Raw genomic sequence first — 15,482 nt, forward strand, 5'->3', positions numbered from 1 at the left:
GCTAACGCAGCCCGACGATCTCGGTGCCGTACGGCGAGCGGCCGGGGGCACGACAGTGCACGACGACCGCGCCGGGCGCTGTCATGACGTTCGAGTAGGCGATGTCCGCACCGTCATAGACGTGGAAGCCGTCCGCGCAGACGGCCGGCACCTCCTCGATCCTCGCGCGTTCCGGATCCACGGACCAGAGCTCCTCGGATCCCGCGAGTATCAGTCGACCGTCGACCCAGATCGAGCGGAGATCGAGCGGATCGCTCGCCTCGGGGTGGTGGAAGAACTCGCCGCCGCGGTCGTTCCGGATCGTCGTCGACACGTGTCTCCCCAGGTCGCGGACGACGAGTCGGGACGTGAAGTCCCACCGATCGGTCGCTCGTCCGTCGGCTGCGACGACGCGGCCGCCGTGGACGGAGCCGAGGACGAAGCGCCCGTCGAATCGGTCGACCTCCCGGCCGGCCTCGGCATCCAGCACGACGATCAGCCCGCGGGATTCGCCGGTACCGACGCGGTAGACCAGCGCGAACAGTCCTTCGCCGAGCGCCCTGACATCGGTGAGAGACGCCTCGTCCGGCACGTCCGGGGCCACCTGGCGCCCGGCCCACGACGAGAGGTCCGTGATCTCGATCCGGTCCACCCGATCGCAGACCGCTCCGACGAGGTGATCGGCGCTCACCGCCCACGAAGACGGGACGCACGGAACCTCGTCTCGCCGGAGAACGACCCCTCGGCGAGGATCGATCACCGTCCTCTTCGAGGGGAACGGACTCGTCTTCGGAGCCGTCGCCACCGGCGACGAATCGCATGCGGCCGAAGAGGCCCGCGGGCGACGGGGCGCGGAACTCGGCGGCGGCCGAGCGCCACAGCACCCGTCCGGTCGCCGCGTCCAGACCGACGGAGACGTCTCCTCCGGCGACGACGACCGTGTCCTCGCCGGAGTTCTCGGCGGATCCGAACACCACGACGTCCTCGGTGTCACGCGCGCCGGACCACCGATTCGGGTCGGAGAGACCACCGAGTCGGCCGGCGTCGAACGTCCAACGCTCCGTGCCCCGGGATCCGTCGTAGGCCGTGATCACATCGCCGGAGACGACGACGAACCCCGGACCGGCGGGCAGCACCTGGGTGTTCCGACCGTCCAGACGAATCCGGTAAGCCGTCTCGGTCATCGACGTCGGCACCGGTGGACTCTCGACGGCGACGGCCGCCGCGTCCTGGAGCCGTAGAGCGTGTTGCTGGACGACGACGAGCCCGCCCGCGATCAGCGCGCCGACCAGCATCGCCGCCGTCGCCGTGCGCCGCCAGATTCCACTCGTCGGTATCCGGGACCCGATGCCGGCAGGATCATCCGTCGCCACCCGCTCCGGACCCGCCGGGACCACCGCGGTGTCCGTCCCCGCATGGACGTCCGCCGTGTCCGCGGCGGCGTCGGGGTCCGACGTGTCCCGCTCGTGTACGAACACCCCGGCGCACAGGCAGAGGCACACGGCCGCGATCAGTGCGGCCGCCGCGGACAGGGTCGCCAGTGTCACCGCCGCATGTGTGTCGAGCACCCGGATCGCCGACCGGTTCCGACCGAACAGGGACAACGGCGCGACGAGGGCGATCCCGCCGCAGACGGCGATCAGCCAGGACAGTGCCGCGACGGCATCCGCGCGTCCGGGCCGGTACCGCAGATCGAGCAGGAGCACCAGGATGCCGCCCGATGCCACCAGGACTCCGACGCCGATCACGAAGACCCGCGAGTCGACCTCCTCGACACTCGACAGTCCCGACCGTCCCCACAGAGCGACCACCACCAGGACGACGGCGAGCACCGTCGCACCCGCACTCGTCCCCGAGTACCACGCCGCCTGCCGCCGGGCTTCCGGCCCGGATCGCTCTCCCCTCATGCCGCCGCCAATCTGGTCAGTCCCGATTCGCCGCGTACCAGGACCGCGCCGGGGACGGCGAGCACGTCCCCGTCCACCCCGGGGATCCGGGTCACCGCTCCCGACCGACGATCCACGATCACCAGTGCCGACCGCTCTTCCCCACCGGCCGACGTCACCCACAGCACCTGGTCTCGGAGCCAGAGCGGCGGTCTGGCGGATCGGTCCGCGTCGACCCGAATCTCCTTGCGTGCCCCGCTCAACGACACGATCCGTTTCCGATCCCGCGGATCGCCGATCAGACACTCCGCGTCGGCGGAACAACCGCTGATCCACGCATCCGGCCTGGTGTCATCGTCCGAATAGCGCCGCAGGCCGAACCGCAGCACCGGCTCACCGGTTCGCGCGTCGGCCACTCCGACGACGCTGTCGCCGGAGCTCCCACCGAGGATCGGCACGTATCCGTCGGCGATCGGCGCGGTGCCGGCGGCGGTGGCGAACCCGTGAGGAGTCAGCGGCCGCACCGACAGCCGCCGGCCGGTCCCCGGATCGAGCATCGAGAATCCGCTCTCCGCGCTGCCCGTACCGCAGTGCACGCGCACGGCGACGACCGTGGTCTTGTAGACCTGCCGGATCGCGCAGTCCCGTCCGACGTCCAGAGTCCAGATCGGCCGGCCGTCGCGCGGAGAGAACGCCTCGGCGGTCCGCGCGTCGTCGGCGACGGTCATCAGGGCGGTCGCGTCCACCAGCAGAGGATCGCGTCCGTCGTCCTCGGCGACGCCGTACAGCCGGCCGGGCAGCACGATGTCCCGTCGCCAGCGGATCTCGCCCGAATCGGCGTCGATGCCGTACGTGCGTCCGATCCTGTCCCGGCCGGTACCGGCACGACTCGCCGACACCGTCACCGTCGAGGCGTTCTCGTCGACGATCGCGAACAGCGTGACGCCGTCCTCCGGCTCGGCCAGACGCCAACGCACGGTGCCGGTGTCGCCGTTGATCATCGTCATCTCACTGGTGAAGTAGCCCGGCCCGACCGAGACCGCGGTCTTGCGCCGCCCGTCGAACGTCGGCTTCTCGTCGCCGGTCGTCTTCTCCGGCGTCGACGAGACACGCGCGGGCACCGCGCCGGCCACCGCGTGCGTGTCGGCACGGTCGACGGTGATCCCGGGGGCGCCGAGCAACGACTCGGCCGACTCGTTCGTCGGGTACGACATCGCCGCGACCGGGACGACGACGGCGATCGGGACGAACGCCGCCGCAGCCGTGACCGCTTGTCGTCCTCGACGATCCTTTCTCGGCGAGACGCTCCATTCCACGCGCCAGGCGAGGAAGGTGCAGACACAGCCCGCCAGAAGGAGCCAGAAGCTCGCTCGCATCGGCTGCCCCGGGTCGGAGTCCTCGGCACCGGCGAACTGGCCGAACGTCGCGACCAGACACAGGCTCACGACGACGGTCCCCACCAGGACCGCCCGCACCGGGGCACGGCGGGAACCGTGCGCCTCGCCGACCCGGACCAACGCGATCAGGGAGACCGTCGTCGCCGACAGCGCCGCGACGACGATCACCGCCGCGATCATCCCGACCTCGGCGTACCGATCCAGCCGCGGGTCCCTCCCGTACCCCAGCCACCGGACCAGGGCCAGCAGCGCCGCCGCCGTCAGCAGCCCGGCGCCGAGTCCGCCGAAGAACGCCGGACCGTAGGTCGCCAGGACGCGAGAGGTCCTGGTGCGGGGCCGTTCTTCCACCGCCGACATCTCGTCCGTGGTCTCGGCGGCCGCCGCCGGATCGTCATCGGTCACCCGGATGATCCTAGGCACCGGCGATCCGCCCGAATCACCCGCCGCCCGCCGGTGCTAACGCAGCCCGACGATCTCGACGCCGTACGGCGCCCGCCCCGGTGCCCGGCACCGCACGACGACGGCGCCGGGCACCGTCACGATGTACGAATACCGGAGATCGTTCCCGTCGTAGAAGCGCAGTCCGCCCACACAGACGTCCGGCATCTCGTCGACCCTCCCCCACACCGGATCCACGGCGACGAGTCCCCGGGGTCCGGCGAGCACCAACCGGTCGCCCACCCGATCCCCGCTGAAAAAGTACTGATCGACCCACTCATCGCGCAGGACGGAGTCGAGGTCATCGACCTGGATCGTCTTCGACGTGCGCTTCCGGAGGTCGCGGACCACGAGTCGCGCCGGCCTGTCCTCCTCGCTGATCGCCGGACCGGCTGTGACGACGAGGTCGTCGTGCACGGGACCGACGTCGAAGCGGCCGTCGAAGCGGTCGACCTCTCGTCCGTTCTCGGCGTTCAGCACGACGATCAGTCCGCGCGGTGACGCTCGCCCCCGGAAACCTCTGGGCCCGAGACGATAGACCAGCGCGAACAGTCCCTCCCCGAGGGCCCTGATCCGGGTGAGCACCGCATTCTCCCGGCACCTTCGGGCTCACCTGGCGCGCCTCCGGGTTCGGGAGCGCACGGATCTCGATCCGCCCCGAACCGCCGCACGCCTCCCGAACCAGATGATCGACGGTCGCCGCCCGGAGGGACCGGTCGCACGAGACCTCCCGACTCCAGAGCACGACTCCCCGGCGCGGGTCGATCAAGGTCATGGTGGGAGGTGTCGGGTCTTTCCCGTATTCGTATCGGCGGGGGGCGAACCGGACTCGGTGAAGCCGATCGTCGCCGTCTCCCACGCGGAACGCGGCGGCGGCCGAGCGCCACAGCACCCGTCCGGTCACCGCGTCCAGACCGACGGACAGGTCCCCTCCGGCGACGACGACGGTCTCCTCGTCCGCGTCCCGCGCGGATCCGAACACCACCACTTCCCGCGTATCACTCGACCCGGAGAGTCCGCCGATCCGCCCGGCGTCGAACGTCCAGCGCCTCAAGCCCCGGGATCCCTCGTACGCCGTGAGCTCGTCGCCGTCGACCACGACGAACCCCGGTCCGGCGCGCAGCGCGTAGGCGTTCTCGTCGTCCGCCCGGATCCGATAGGCCGTCTCGGTCATCGACGTCGGCACCGGCGGACTCCCCAGCGCGGCGGCCTCCGCATCCTGAAGGCGCAGGGACGGCTGCTGCACGACGACGAGGACACCCGCGATCAGCGCACCGATCACCGTCGTCGCCGTCGCCGCGACGAACCCCGTCCGGCGCGTCGGCATCCGGTCGTCGTCGGCGACCGGATCTTCCGTGTCCTGCTCACGGACGTACACCGCGGCGAGCGCGCCGAGGGAGGCGGCGGCGATCACCGCCGACGCCGCCGCGAGCGTCGCCAGGATCACCGAGGAGTGCACGTCGAGCACACCGATCAGCTGCCGGTGGCGGCCGAACACGAGCACCTGGACGAAGGCGGCGATCCCTCCAGCACCGGTGAGAATCCAGGCCGGGGCGCCGACCGCCTCCGCGAGATCGGGCCGGCGACGCAGCACCAGTCGCAGGAACACGACGCACACCATCGCCGCAGGAACCCCGAGGCCGAGCGCGACGATCGCCGAGTCGACCTCCTCGACATCGGCCGATCCCGGCCGGCCCCACAGCGCGACCACGGCCCCGGCGACGGCGAGCACTGTCGCACCGGTGCTCACCCCCGAGTACCACGCGGCTCGTCGTCGGATCTCGGATCCGAGTCGTTCCCCCGTCATGCCCCCGCCAATCTGACCAGTTCCGATTCGCCGCGCACCAGTACCGCGCCGGGCACCGCCAGCAGGTCGCCGTGTACTCCGTCGAGGTGCGTCACCTCACCCGTTCGACGATTCACGATCACCACCGCGTGGTGGGGCCACGCCGCCCACAGCAGTTGCTCCCGCAACCACAGCATCCGGCCACGCAACCCGAGCGGCCCCGGCAGGCCGTCGGCGATCGTCTTGATCGGTATGTCCGGGTGCGCTCGGCGCAGCGACACGATCCTTCCCTCGGACCCGTCAGCATCGTTCTTCTTGATCAGACAGTCGCCGTCGGCCGCGCAGCCGACGATCGACTGATCCGCGTGACCATCCGCCCCCGCACCTCGCATGGCGAACCGCACCACCGGCTCACCGGTCGCGGCGTCGGCGACACCGACGACTTCGTCGGGATCGTTACGAGAGAAGAGCGGGACGTATCGGTCGGCGACGAGCGCGGTGTCCTCCCGCATGGCGAAGCCCTCGGCGCTCACCGGGTGCACCGCAGTGCGCCGCCCGGTCGCGGGATCGAGTATCCAGAATCCGCTCTCATCGTCCGGCACACAGTGCACCCGCACGGCCACGGCCGCCGTCGCGGTGATCTCTCGGATCGCGCAGTCTCGTCCGACGTCGCGCGTCCAGATCGGGTGCCCGGAGTCCGGGGCGAACGCTCGCGCGGTCCGCGCATCGTCGGAGACCACGACGAGCACGTTCGCGGCCACCGCTCGGTCTCGCGTCCAGTCGCCGCCGTACGACCACCGGGCCAGCGCGATGTCCCGCGTCCAGCGGACCTCTCCGGAATACGCGTCGACCCCGAAGGTTCGTCCGGCACCGCCGCGGCGAGCGGTCACCGCGACCGTCGAGGTGCGGGCATCGACGACGGCGATCAGCTCGGTGTCGTCGGGTTCGGTCAGGCGCCAGCGCACCGTGCCGGTGTCACCGTTGATCATCATGAAGTCGCCGGTGAAGTATCCCGGCCCCACCGACAGCGCTTCACCCCGAAGTTCTTCGTCGAGAGCCGGTTTCTCACCGCTCGCCAGCTTCTCCGGTTCCGCCCCGACGCGCGCGGGTGTCTCCCCGGGCACCGCGTGCATGTCGACGTGCTCGATGGCGATCTCCGGTCGCGGCTCGGCCACCGTGCTCTTCGGGAACGACGTCGCCGCGACCACCAGAACGGGGACGACACCCGCCGCGATCGCGACGGCCCGGCGGCGTCGAACACCGTCCTCCGGCGGGGGCCGCCACCGCGGATACCAGGCGACGAACGTGCAGGCGCAGCCCACCAGCAGGAGCCAGAGGCTGCCCAGAGTCGGTTCTCCCGGATCGGTTTCGGCCTTCTCGTCGGTGACGAACTGCCCGAACATCGCGACCAGCGCCGGGCTCAGGACGACGACACCCAGCAGCGTCGTCAACAGCCGAACCCGGCCGGAACCGCGCCCGGTCCCGTCGCGGACCAGCGCGACGACGGAGACGGTCAGCATCACCAGTGCCGCGACGACGATCACCGCCGCGATCATCCCGATCTCGACCTGCCGATCCGACTCCGGACCGTTCTCGTGTCCCAGCCATCGGACCAGCGCCAGCGATGCGGCCGCGACCAGCAGACCGACGCCGAGTCCGCCGAAGAAGGCGCGATCGAATCCGGCCGTCGTGCGAGGGTTCTCCTCCCCCTCCCCCGATGCCCCCGTCGTCTTCGAGATCTCCGAGCTCTCGCCTTCCGCCGGTTCCCCGGCGACCATCGTCGGATCGTCAGTCACCCGATGATCGTAAGCACCGGCATATCGCCCGAATCACCCCGGCACCGTGTCGGCGGGTCGCCGACACGGTGCCGGGGGTGTTCTCACGACTTCGCGGTCGGATCCCCGAGCGTGCCGTCGGCCTTCGCCTGCCGGTACCCCTCCGAGGCCCGCCGCATCAGCTGTCGGGCCCGTTTCCGGTCGCCGGCGTAGTCGTAGGCGCGGGCGATCCGGTAGCTGCTCATCCAGTCGGACGGGTCGGCCTCCCACTCCACCTTGACCTGCGCGAACAGCGCGTCGGCGGCGTCGCGTTCGAGCCTCCCCGACGGCCGGTGCGGGAGTGCGGAGACGTCGAGGTCGCGGCCGGCCGCGGCGACGGCCTGCGTCATCCGCTGGTGCTCGATCCCCGATCGGACCGTCTGCACGATGATCCACACCCCGAGGATCGGCAGGATGAACACCGCGAGACCCATGCCGATGCCCACCACGTCGCCGGTCTGGATCAGCCGGACCGCGGAGCGGCTCAGCAGGACCAGGTAGACGACGATCGCGAAGACCATGAAGCCGATCATCAGGACCAGCGGTCGCGCGTCGCGTTCCTTGTACTCGCCCCGGCCGTACGAGTCGTCCTTCTCCGATCCGATATTCTCCGGTTCCGTGTCGGATCCGTTCTCCGTCACGACTACAGGTCCATGAAGGCATCGAGTCCGACGGTCAGACCCGGATACGCGCCGATCTCCCGCACCCCGAGCAGCACGCCCGGGACGAACGAGGTCCGGTCGATGGAGTCGTGCCGGATGGTCAGCGTCTCGCCCTGGGTGCCGAACAGGACCTCCTGGTGGGCGACGAGCCCGGCGAGCCGGATCGAGTGCACGCGCACACCGTCGACGTCGGCGCCCCGCGCGCCCTCCAGTCCGGTGGAGGTGGCGTCCGGGCTCGGCGCACAACCGGCCTCGGCGCGCGCGGCCGCGATCAGCTGCGCGGTCCGGCCCGCGGTGCCCGACGGCGCGTCGGCCTTGTGCGGGTGGTGCAGCTCCACCACCTCGACCGAGTCGAAGTACTTGGCGGCCTGCTGCGCGAAGTGCATGGACAGGATGGCCCCGATCGCGAAGTTCGGGGCGATGAGCACGCCCACACCCGGGTTGGCGTCGACCCAGCCCTGCAGCGTGGCGAGCCGTTCCTGCGTGAACCCGGTGGTGCCGACGACGGCGTGGATGCCGTTCTCGACCAGGAACTTCAGATTGTCCATCACCACGTCGGGGTGGGTGAAGTCGACGACGACCTGCGTCTGCGAGTCGACGAAGGCGCTGAGCGCGTCGCCCTTGTCGACGCCGACGGTGAACTCGGTGTCCGCGGCGGCCACGACGCCGTCGACGATCGCCTGCCCGACCTTGCCCTTGCTGCCCAGCACTCCGACCCGGATCGCACCGCTCATCTGTCCACCTTCATTCGCTCGGGATCTACGACGACGAGTCTAGATCGCCCGGCCCCGAGCGGGGCGGGTGGGACGCACCGGTCCGGGCTCATCCCCGCGTCGGCGTCGGCCGGGCCGGGAAGCGCTGGATCCAGGGCGCGGCCTCCTCCAGCTGGGCGGCCAGACGCAGCAGGGCGCCGTCCGAGCCCAGCGAGCCGTTGAACTGGACGCCCAGCGGCAGACCGTCGTCGGTCCAGTAGACCGGGACGCTGATCGCGGGCCGGCCGGTGAGGTTCGCCAGCTGGGTGTACGGCACCCAGCCGAGGTTGTCGGCGATCATCTGCTCGATCAGCCCGCTGGCCAGCAGTAGTCTCCCCGCCCGCACCCGGTGTGCCACGCGCGCCCCGATCCGCAGCGGTTTCGGGGTCTCCAGCGCCCCGATGCGCACCGGCGTGCACGCGAGGGTCGGGGTGAGGAAGAAGTCGAACGACTCGTAGAACCGCTCCATCGCATGGGTGTAGCCGACGACGCCGTCGAGCGCCCGGATCAGCGCCTCGGTGCCGTTGGCGCGGCCGAACTCCACCATGGCGACGGTGTCGGCCTCGAAGTCGGAGTCGCCGGCGCCGGTGCGGTCCTTGATCTGCGCGACGTCGCCGCCCAGGCGCGCGAACCAGATGGTCAGGAACGTCTCGGCGAGTGCCTTGTCGTCGTACGGCGGGGCCACCTCGACCACCTCGTGGCCGAGGTCGCGGAGCAGTCCGGCGGTGTACTCGACCGCCGCGACGGCTTCCGGTTCCGGGGACTCGGTGATCGCCGAATGCGTGGAGTACCCGATCCGGAGCGTTCCCGGTCGCGCGGTGATCGCGTCGGTGAAGCGTTCGGCGGGCGGAGCGGTGAGGTAGTCGGCGTAGCGGTGCGGGCCCGCGATCGCGTCGAGCAGACCGGCCGAATCACGCACCGACCGGGCGACGACGCCTTCCACCGCGATCCCGAAGCCGGACTCGCCGGTCTGCGGGCCGTACGGGGTGAGCCCTCGGCTGGGTTTGAGACCCACCAGGCCGTTGCACGCGGCCGGGATCCGGATGGAGCCGCCGCCGTCGTTCGCGCCCGCGACCGGGACGATGCCCGCCGCCACCGCCGCGGCGGAGCCTCCGGAGGAGCCGCCGGGAGTCCGACTCGTGTCCCAGGGGTTGCGGGTCGGCCCCCACAACGTCGACTCGGTGACGCCCTTGGACCCGAGTTCCGGGGTGGCCGTCTTGCCGACCACCACCAGCCCGGCGTCGAGGAAACGATCCGTGACCAGCGCGTTCTCGGTGGCGACGTCGTCTTTCAGGGCTTTGCAGCCGCCGGTGGTCGGGTATCCCTTGTACTCCTGCGAGAGATCCTTGAGGAGGAACGGCACACCCGCGAAGGGTCCGGAGAGCTCCCCCGCCACCTGCGCGTCGGCTTCCGGCGCGGTCTCGATCACCACCGCGTTGAGCGCGGGGTTCACCTCCGCCATCCGCTGCCGGGCCAGCGCGAGCAGTTCGGCGGGCGTCACCTCCCCGCGCCTCACGAGTTCGGCCAGGCCGGTCGCGTCGTAGCGCATGTATTCGTCGAGGTGCATCGTCTCTCCCGCGTCGGTTCCGCCGTGATCGTCGTCCGTGCCGGTTCGAGACACCGACAGGTGACAGCCTGGCAGGTCGCGGGCGCCTGCGCACGGTGTCGCCGTCATCCGCGGAGACGTCCGCGCCGCCGGGCCGCCCCGTCTCACTCGGGCGACGGCACCGCCCCGACCCGTCGGCCGTAGGCGTCGACGAACCGTTCCATCAGCGCCACCAGTTCGTCGGCCTCCCCGCCGGACATGCCCGCCAGGGTCTCGGTGATCGCGGTCAGCGCCTGGCAGGCGGCGTGTTCGAAGGCCGCGCGGCCGTCGTCGGTCAGTTCCACGCGGTGGGCGCTCGATCCGGCGACCCTGCCCTTGGCGAGCAGACCCGCGTCGACGGCGGCGTTCACCTGGCGGTTCACCGTGGACCGCTCGAGGCCGAGGGCGCGGGTGATCTCGGCCAGGGTCTGCGGTCCGGCGTCGACGACGAGCCAGAGCAGTCGCATGTCGGCGGCGCCGAGTCCCCCGTAGAGCGCCCGGTTCCGGCGGTAGCCCTCCAGCCGCGCCAGTGCCCGCGCCAACCGTCGGGCCTGCCCCTCGTCGTCGTCCAGCTCCCAGACGTCCGCATCTCTCGCCGTCGTGTCTCTCACCGTGTCGTCGTTCCGCTCTCCGTCACTCACGGATCACTCCAATTCGTTCCTCGCGCACCAAGTGTGTAATCTACACACCCAGCCTGTGTACTTTACACACCTTCGCGATTAGGACATCTCTCTTGAACACGACCGATTCTGCCCCGGACCGCGTCCGGGGCACCCGGAACCCGGTGATCATCATCGTGGCGCTGGGGCTCTCCAGCCTCTTCGTCGCGCTGATGCAGTCGCTGGTGATCCCGATTCAGCTCGAACTCCCCGAACTCCTGGGCACCACGCGGTCCAACGCCTCGTGGGTCGTCACCGCCACCCTGCTCGGCGCGGCGGTCGCCATGCCGGTGTCCGGCCGACTCGCCGACCTCCTCGGCAAGAAGCCGATCCTGGTGGCCTCGGCCCTGATCCTGCTGGCCGGCTCCCTGATCTGTGCGCTCTCGGACACGCTGACCCCGATGCTCGTCGGACGCGTGCTCCAGGGCCTGGCCATGGGCTACATCCCCGTCGCCATCAGCTTCGTCCGCGAGGTGGCGCCGGTGAACATGGTGAACACCGCGGTCGCCTCGATCAGCGCCATGCTCGGCGTCGGCGGCGCCCTCGGCCTCCCGCTCGCGGCGTGGATCGCCGAGAGCCTCGACTGGCACGCCCTCTTCTGGGTGTCCCTGGGCCTGGCCGCCGCCATGACCCTCATGTCGCTGCTGGTCCTGCCGCACGTGCACGACGCGCACGACGGTCGCCTCGACGTGGTCGGCGCGCTCGGACTCACCGTCGGCCTGGTCTCCTTCCTGGTCGGCGTCACCAAGGGCAACGACTGGGGCTGGACCGACGGCGTCACCCTCGGGTTGATCGTCGGCGGCCTCGTCTTCCTGGTGCTGTGGGGCCTGTTCGAGCTCCGGCACGACGATCCGCTGGTCGACCTGCGCACGATGGCCCGCCGACCGGTGCTGATGACCAACCTCGCCGCGGTCCTCATCGGCTTCGGCATGATGGCGCAGGCCATCGTCATCCCGCAGCTGCTCGAGACGCCCGAGATCACCGGCTACGGCCTGGGCCAGTCGATCCTGCAGGCCGGCCTCTGGATGGCCCCCGGCGGACTGATGATGCTGGTCTTCGCCCCGGTGTCGAGCAAGATGCTCACCACGATCGGCGGCCGACGCACTCTGGCGCTGGGCGCGGCGGTCCTGTCGGTCGGCTACGTCCTGGCGATCTTCCTGACCGGTGCGCCGTGGCAGCTGCTGATCGCCACCTGCATCGGCTCGGCGGGCGTCGGCATCGGTTACGCGGCGATGCCCACCCTGATCCTGGAGAACGTCCCGGCCGAGGAGTCCGGCGCGGGCGTCGGCCTCAACGGCCTGATGCGGTCGGTGGGCACCACCGTCGCCGGCGCGGTGATGGCCGTGGTCCTGACCAGCAAGACCATGGAGATCGGCCCGAAGGCCACCGAGATCCCCACGCTCGGCGCCTACCAGCTGTGCTTCGTGATCGGCGCCGTGGCCGCCGCGATCGGCGCGGCCCTGGCCCTGCTGGTATACCCGCTCGGCACCAAGAAGATGACGCCGGCCGAACTGCAGGAGAAGGTGACGGCCGAGGCCTGATCCGGAGCCCGTCACGACGAGGGTGCGCGGCCCGACGGTTCACTGCGAACCGCCGGACCGCGCACCCTCGTCGTCTACCGTCGGGCCCATGACGATCCGTGTGGCGACCACCGACGATGCCGCCCTCCTCGCCCGACTGCAGGACGCCTTCGACACCGAGTTCGGTGCGCCGCCCGCCGACCTCGACGTCCTGACCAGGCGCTACGCCGCGCTCCTCGCCGACCCCGACGGGTTCGCGATCCTGGCCGGAACCCCGGAGGAGACGACCGGATTCGGCACCGTCACCCTCCGGCCGACGATCTACCACGACGGCCCGCTGGCCGTCCTCGACGAGCTCTACGTGATCCCCGGCCTGCGCGATCGGGGCATCGGCACACGACTGCTGAACGCGGTGGTCGACGAGGTGCGCCGCCGCGACGGCGGCGGCCTGCACATCAACGTCGACGAGATCGACCACGACACCCGGCGCTTCTACGAACGGCACGGGTTCGTGAACATCGAACCCGGCACCGACTACCGGATGCTGCTGTATCTGCGTGAGTTCTGACCCCGCAGACGACTCCGGCCCGCGACTCCCGGGAAGGGAGTCGCGGGCCGGTGATCTCGGTCAGCGAGAGATCGGATGATCTCGACTTCGCTCGATCAACGAGAGAACCACTCGATCAGCGAGAGAAGACACTCGACTGGCGAGGGTTCCTCGATCAGCGAAGAATCATCCGATCAGCGGGGGTGGGGATCAGGCGTCGGCCTGCACCGGGACGAGGCTGATCTTGCCGCGCTCGTCGATGTCGGCGATCTCCACCTGCAGCTTGTCGCCGACGTTCACCACGTCCTCGACCTTGCCGATGCGCTTGCCGTTGCCCAGCTTGCTGATGTGCACCAGGCCGTCGCGACCCGGGAGCAGCGACACGAACGCGCCGAACGGCGCGGTCTTGACGACGGTGCCCAGGAAGCGCTCGCCCACCTTCGGCAGCTGAGGGTTGGCGATGGCGTTGACCTTGTCGATCGCGGCCTGCGCGGCCTCGCCGTTGGCGGCGCCGATGAACACGGTGCCGTCGTCCTCGATGGAGATGTTGGCGCCGGTGTCCTCGGTGATGCCGTTGATCGTCTTGCCCTTGGGGCCGATCAGCTCGCCGATCTTGTCCATCGGGATCTTGATGGTGGTGATCCGCGGCGCGAACGGGCTCATCTCGTCGGGCTCGTCGATGGCCTCGGCGATCACCTCGAGGATGGTGTGGCGGGCCTGCTTGGCCTGGCTCAGCGCGCCGGCGAGCACCTGCGAGGGGATGCCGTCGAGCTTGGTGTCCAGCTGCAGGGCGGTCACGAAGTCCTTGGTGCCTGCGACCTTGAAGTCCATGTCGCCGAACGCGTCCTCGGCACCGAGGATGTCGGTGAGGGCGACGTACCGGGTCTCGGTCTTGCCGTCGACGGTCACCTCGTCGGACACCAGGCCCATGGCGATACCGGCGACCGGGGCCTTCAGCGGCACACCGGCGTTCAGCATCGACAGGGTCGAGGCGCAGACCGAGCCCATCGAGGTGGAGCCGTTGGAGCCGAGGGCCTCGGAGACCTGACGGATCGCGTACGGGAACTCCTCGACGCTCGGGAGCACCGGCACCAGGGCGCGCTCGGCGAGCGCGCCGTGGCCGATCTCGCGGCGCTTCGGCGAGCCGACGCGGCCGGTCTCACCGGTCGAGTACGGCGGGAAGTTGTAGTGGTGCATGTAGCGCTTGCTGGTCTCGGGGCCGAGCGAGTCGATGCTCTGCGCCATCTTGACCATGTCGAGCGTGGTGACACCCATGATCTGGGTCTCGCCGCGCTCGAACAGCGCGCTGCCGTGCGCCCGCGGGATGATGCCGACCTCGGCCGACAGCTCGCGGATGTCGGTGATGCCGCGGCCGTCGATGCGGAAGTGGTCGGTCAGGATGCGCTTGCGGACCAGCTTCTTGGTGAGCGAACGGAACGCCGCACCGATCTCGCCCTCGCGACCCTCGAACTTCGGGCCCACCTCGGCCAGCACGTCGGCCTTGAGGGCGTCGGTGGCCTCTTCGCGCTCCTGCTTGCCGGCGATCGCCAGGACCTCGTTCAGGCGGTCCGAGGCGAACTCCGAGACGGCCTCGAAGGCATCGTCCTGGTAGGCCGGGAACAGCGGGAAGTCGCGGGTCGGCTTCGACGCGGCGGCGGCGAGCTGCTTCTGCGCCTCGCACAGCTGCGCGATGAACGGCTTGGCGGCCTCGAGGCCCTCGGCGACGATGGTCTCGCTCGGCGCGGTGGCGCCGTCGGCGATCAGCGCGAGCACGTTCTCGGTGGCCTCGGCCTCGACCATCATGATGGCGACGTCCGCGTCGGCTCCGCTGCCGGAGACGATGCGGCCGGCGACGACCATGTCGAAGACGGCGCCCTCGAGCTGCTCGACGGTCGGGAAGGCGACCCACTGGCCGGCCTTGTTCTCGTCCGACGGGATCAGCGCGACGCGCACGCCGCCGACCGGGCCGGAGAACGGCAGGCCGGCGATCTGGGTGGACGCCGAGGCCGCGTTGATCGCGACGACGTCGTACAGGTCGTTCGGGTTGAGCGACAGGATGGTCTCGACCACCTGGATCTCGTTGCGCAGGCCCTCGACGAACGACGGGCGCAGCGGGCGGTCGATCAGGCGGCAGGTCAGGATCGCGTCGGTGGACGGGCGGCCCTCGCGACGGAAGAACGAGCCGGGGATGCGGCCCGCGGCGTACATGCGCTCCTCGACGTCGACGGTGAGCGGGAAGAAGTCGAAGTGCTCCTTCGGGTTCTTCGAGGCGGTGGTGGTCGACAGGATCATGGTCTCGTCGTCCAGGTAGGCGACGACGGAGCCCGCGGCCTGCAGAGCCAGACGGCCGGTCTCGAAGCGGAGGGTCCGCTTGCCGAACGCGCCGTTGTCGATCACGCAGGAGACCTCGGTGATGGCCTCGTCGAATTCTTCGATGACATCAGTCATGGATTGTTC

At 70.4% G+C, this 15,482-nt stretch carries 12 protein-coding genes; 2 read left to right on the plus strand and 10 right to left on the minus strand.

The window, feature by feature from the left end; all coding sequences use genetic code 11:
- Nucleotide 1: 1 nt before the first annotated feature.
- The 9 genes from QM809_RS15335 to QM809_RS15375 all read right to left on the minus strand — a co-directional run bounded on the left by QM809_RS15335 (nucleotide 2) and on the right by QM809_RS15375 (nucleotide 10,940).
- Nucleotides 2–670, minus strand: a complete 669-nt coding sequence (locus QM809_RS15335) for a hypothetical protein (protein WP_415046582.1) — start codon at nucleotides 668–670, stop codon at nucleotides 2–4.
- A gap of 1,212 nt (nucleotides 671–1,882) precedes the next feature.
- Nucleotides 1,883–3,664, minus strand: coding sequence for a PQQ-binding-like beta-propeller repeat protein (locus QM809_RS15340; RefSeq protein ID WP_415046583.1), 1,782 nt, complete (start codon nucleotides 3,662–3,664; stop codon nucleotides 1,883–1,885).
- A gap of 54 nt (nucleotides 3,665–3,718) precedes the next feature.
- Nucleotides 3,719–3,943, minus strand: coding sequence for a hypothetical protein (locus QM809_RS15345; RefSeq protein ID WP_415046584.1), 225 nt, complete (start codon nucleotides 3,941–3,943; stop codon nucleotides 3,719–3,721).
- Nucleotides 3,944–4,001: 58 nt separating this feature from the next.
- Complete coding sequence (locus QM809_RS15350; protein WP_415046585.1) at nucleotides 4,002–5,507, minus strand: hypothetical protein; 1,506 nt, start codon at nucleotides 5,505–5,507, stop codon at nucleotides 4,002–4,004.
- Nucleotides 5,504–7,282 (minus strand): PQQ-binding-like beta-propeller repeat protein, encoded by a 1,779-nt coding sequence (locus tag QM809_RS15355; RefSeq protein WP_415046586.1) that lies wholly within the window; start codon nucleotides 7,280–7,282, stop codon nucleotides 5,504–5,506. The genes QM809_RS15350 and QM809_RS15355 overlap by 4 nt, the downstream gene beginning before the upstream one ends.
- A gap of 83 nt (nucleotides 7,283–7,365) precedes the next feature.
- Complete coding sequence (locus QM809_RS15360) at nucleotides 7,366–7,941, minus strand: hypothetical protein (protein ID WP_415046587.1); 576 nt, start codon at nucleotides 7,939–7,941, stop codon at nucleotides 7,366–7,368.
- Between the two features lie 2 nt (nucleotides 7,942–7,943).
- The gene (gene dapB / locus QM809_RS15365; protein WP_415046588.1) at nucleotides 7,944–8,696 is read right to left on the minus strand and encodes a 4-hydroxy-tetrahydrodipicolinate reductase; all 753 of its coding nucleotides are present in this window, start codon (nucleotides 8,694–8,696) and stop codon (nucleotides 7,944–7,946) included.
- An 88-nt stretch (nucleotides 8,697–8,784) separates the two neighbouring features.
- Nucleotides 8,785–10,281, minus strand: a complete 1,497-nt coding sequence (locus QM809_RS15370) for an amidase (protein ID WP_415046589.1) — start codon at nucleotides 10,279–10,281, stop codon at nucleotides 8,785–8,787.
- A gap of 143 nt (nucleotides 10,282–10,424) precedes the next feature.
- On the minus strand, nucleotides 10,425–10,940 hold the full coding sequence (locus QM809_RS15375; RefSeq protein WP_415046590.1) for a MarR family winged helix-turn-helix transcriptional regulator: 516 nt from the start codon (nucleotides 10,938–10,940) through the stop codon (nucleotides 10,425–10,427).
- Between the two features lie 92 nt (nucleotides 10,941–11,032).
- Between QM809_RS15375 and QM809_RS15380 the strand changes: the two genes are divergently transcribed.
- On the plus strand, nucleotides 11,033–12,499 hold the full coding sequence (locus QM809_RS15380) for an MFS transporter (protein WP_415046591.1): 1,467 nt from the start codon (nucleotides 11,033–11,035) through the stop codon (nucleotides 12,497–12,499).
- Between the two features lie 88 nt (nucleotides 12,500–12,587).
- A complete protein-coding gene (locus tag QM809_RS15385; RefSeq protein ID WP_415046592.1) occupies nucleotides 12,588–13,046 on the plus strand; it encodes a GNAT family N-acetyltransferase in 459 nt (152 codons plus the stop codon).
- 189 nt (nucleotides 13,047–13,235) lie between these two features.
- On the opposite strand, the gene QM809_RS15390 is transcribed toward QM809_RS15385, so the two are convergent.
- The gene (locus QM809_RS15390; protein ID WP_415046593.1) at nucleotides 13,236–15,473 is read right to left on the minus strand and encodes a polyribonucleotide nucleotidyltransferase; all 2,238 of its coding nucleotides are present in this window, start codon (nucleotides 15,471–15,473) and stop codon (nucleotides 13,236–13,238) included.
- Nucleotides 15,474–15,482: the final 9 nt, after the last annotated feature.

Origin of the sequence: Gordonia sp. (in: high G+C Gram-positive bacteria) (assembly GCF_047600385.1) — a bacterium.
Lineage (GTDB): Bacteria > Actinomycetota > Actinomycetes > Mycobacteriales > Mycobacteriaceae > Gordonia.